Annotated in this window: 1 protein-coding gene and 1 pseudogene; one reads left to right on the top strand and one right to left on the bottom strand. The window is 75.8% G+C overall.

Going from position 1 to position 2,188, the window contains the following annotated elements; translation table 11 throughout:
* A partial coding sequence (locus AAHZ94_RS33005) for an HAD-IC family P-type ATPase (RefSeq protein ID WP_349997390.1) occupies nt 1-2,025 on the top strand: 2,025 nt, incomplete at its 5' end.
* A gap of 45 nt (nt 2,026-2,070) precedes the next feature.
* Here the strand turns inward: AAHZ94_RS33005 and AAHZ94_RS33010 are convergent.
* A pseudogene (locus AAHZ94_RS33010) lies at nt 2,071-2,188 on the bottom strand (gamma-glutamyl-gamma-aminobutyrate hydrolase family protein); the annotation flags it as partial.

Below are 2,188 nucleotides of genomic sequence, written 5' to 3' on the forward strand. Positions count from 1 at the left end.
GTCCACGGCCGCGAACTGGCCGGTCAGGCCGATGCGGCGACGCACCTCGCCCGCCTCGCGCACCACGTCGTAGCCGGGCCCCCCGGCGGGGGGGCGGGGGGGGGGGCGGGGGGGGGGCGGGCCCACGACGTGATCGTGCGGCGGCTGCCCGCCCTGCACGACCTCGGCGCGATGGACGTGCTGTGCCTGGACAAGACCGGCACCCTGACCCAGGACCGCCCGGTCATCGACGGCGCCTTCGACGCCGAAGGCCGGCCCGACCCGGGCGTGGCGCACTGGGCCGCGGTCAATGCCTGGTGGACCCTGAACCTGGCCGACCTGCCGAGCCCCGACGCCCTGGACGAGGCGATCCTCACGGCCGCCGCGGCGCCTGATGCCGCGTCCCTTGGTGCTGCGTCTCTTGGTGCTGCGTCTCTTGGTCCTGCGTCTCCTCATGCCGCGTCCCTCGGCGCCGCGTCTCCCACTCTCGCCGGGCCCGCGGCGCATGCACCGTACGAGCAGGTTGAGCCGGCTGAGCCGGCTGGGACGCACACGCCGTACGAGCCGCACGCGGCGGACCACGCGGCGGACAAGGCACACGCGCCGCGCGAGCCGTACGAGACGGATGCGGCGTACGAGGCCCACGAGCCGTACGACGCCTACGAGGCCGTGTCGGCGCTGCCCTTCGATCCGCTGCGGCGGCTGTCCACGGCAGTCGTGCGCACGCCCGGCGTGCTGGGCAGCGACACGCTGGTGGTGAAGGGCGCCGTGGAGTCGGTGGTGGAGCGGTGTGCGCTCACGGACGCGGAGCGGCGGCGGCTGCTCGCGACCGCGGCCGACCACGCGGACCAGGGCCTGCGCGTCCTCGCGGTCGCGACCGCCGAGCGGCGCAGCCGGCCGCGCGGTTACACGACCGCCGACGAACGCGGGCTGACCTTCCGCGGCTTCCTCACCTTCCGCGACGCGCTCGCGCCCACCGCGGACGAGGCGCTGCGCGGGCTCGCCGAGCACGGCGTGACCGTCAAGGTCCTCACCGGCGACCACCCGGGCACGGCGGCCCGCACCTGCCAGGAGTTGGGCCTTGAGCTCGACCCGGACCAGGTGCGGCGCGCCGAGGTGATCGACGGGCTCAGCGATGCGGACCTCGCCGACCTCGCCCGGCGCACCACCGTCTTCGCCCGCTGCACCCCCGCGCACAAGGCCAGGATCATCGCCGCGCTGCGCGCCGCGGGACACACCACCGGCTTCCTCGGCGACGGGGTCAACGACCTCGCCGCACTGCGGTCGGCCGATGTGGGCATCGCGCCGTGCGGCGCCGCCGACTTCGCCCGGGAGAGCGCCGACGCGGTCCTGACCACCAAGGACCTGACCGCCGTCGACCACGCCGTACTGGCCGGCCGGCACAGCAGCGGCAACATTTCCAGCTATCTGCGCATCACGCTCTCCTCCAACCTCGGCAACGTCATCGCGATGCTGGCGGCCGGTCTGATCCTGCCGTTCCTGCCGATGCTGCCGACCCAGGTGCTGGTGCAGAACCTGTGCTTCGACGCGGCGCAGCTCGCCCTTGCGTACGACCGGCCGGCCGGGCACCTGCTGCGCCGCCCGGCCGCGCTGCGCCCGCATGACTTCCTGCGCTTCATCACCGGCTTCGGCCTGCTCGGGGCCGCCGCCGACCTCGCCACCTTCGCGGTGCTGGCCTGGTCGGTGCACGGCTCGCTGGGCGGGGCGGGGCAGGAGTCCTTCCACGCGGGCTGGTTCACCGAGAACCTGCTGACCCAGGCCCTGGTGATGGTGCTGCTGCGCACCGGTCGCCGGGCGGCCGAGGGCCGCACGCCGAGCCCGGTCCGCTGGGCGGCGACGGCGCTGGCCGTCCTCGGCGTGCTGATACCGCTCACCCCCGTCGGCCCGTGGTGCGGCATGTCGGCCCCGCCGCCCGCGTACTATCCGCTGCTCGCCGCGGTCCTCGCGCTGTACGCGCTGGCGCTGGTCGCCGTCCGCAACCGGTATGCGCGCCATCGGCGGGCCGCGGAGCAGCAGGCTGGTTGATGCCGTACGCGGCGTGGGCCGCCCCCGGGGGCCCGGGGGGGGGCCCCCCGCGGCGAGCGTCACGGGGGGGCGCAGGGGCCGGTGCGCGCGGCCGGGCCCGCCCATGTCCTGGTGCAGCGTGCCGCCGCGGGCGGTGTTCACCACCTGGAGCCCGCGGCAGATC

The organism is Streptomyces sp. HSW2009 (genome assembly GCF_040240285.1).
Taxonomy (GTDB): Bacteria; Actinomycetota; Actinomycetes; order Streptomycetales; family Streptomycetaceae; genus Streptomyces.